This is a genomic window from Anaerotignum faecicola, from assembly GCA_024460105.1.
Taxonomy (GTDB): Bacteria; Bacillota; Clostridia; order Lachnospirales; family Anaerotignaceae; genus JANFXS01.
In genome coordinates this window covers 1-813 of sequence record JANFXS010000023.1, presented here as the reverse complement: position 1 = coordinate 813, position 813 = coordinate 1, and the positions used below count along the sequence as shown (strand labels likewise).

Below are 813 nucleotides of genomic sequence, written 5' to 3'. Positions count from 1 at the left end.
AAAGTGTCTTGTTCTCATCCATCAGCTTCGCGGTATTTAGCAGCGACCGGGTGGATGCAACCTCTTCACGCCGGGTAATCACATTGGCCTGAGCCCTCTTTTCCGCGATCAGTACCGTATTCATGATATCCCGAATCTCTCCGGGAAGGATAATATCCTTGATACCGATGGTCTGGACCTCCACACAGTACTGCTCCTGCTCTTCCCTCATACGCTGTGCCAGAAATCCGGCAATGGCTTCCTTCTGTTCCAGAATCTCATCCAGGCGGTAGCGGCCTATGTATTCCCGCACAATCAGCTGAATGCGGGTATAAAGCTGGTTTTCTACCCCCTTAATGGTCTCCACCAGCCGCCTCGGGTCTGCGATTCGGTATGTAGCGGTCAAATTCAGCCGGATTCCAACCCGGTCTGCCGTCAGAATTTCCTGGCCGCTAATCTCCAGTTCCTTCATCTTTAAATCCACGACGCGGCATAAAACATCCCTGGCATACAGCCAGTAATAATACGTTCCGGGCCCCAGCTCATCCGTCAGAATATTATCCTGATACAACAGCCCCTTCTCCCCCGGCAGGATCTCAATCTTCTTATAATACTGCTGGTCAATCAGACGCAAAAGGCTCTTTTCGACAGTCCGATCCATCGCCGGCTCTCTCATATCGATCATGCGAAGCTCACACGGTTCCCAGACATTCCAGTATGCAGCCTCCCGGTCTGTTACAACCGCACTCGCTGCATGGTTTATATACAGGACTCCCAGCTGCCCCTCCGGTACTTCCGCTATCGTTACACGACTTAAGAACACTTTGTCCTCCT

The 813-nt window shown here is 51.8% G+C and carries 1 protein-coding gene; it reads right to left on the bottom strand.

What is annotated here, in order from left to right; all coding sequences use genetic code 11:
- On the bottom strand, nucleotides 1–802 hold an 802-nt coding region (locus NE664_12485; GenBank protein MCQ4727457.1), incomplete at its 3' end, for a slipin family protein.
- Between the last annotated feature and the right edge of the window lie 11 nt (nucleotides 803–813).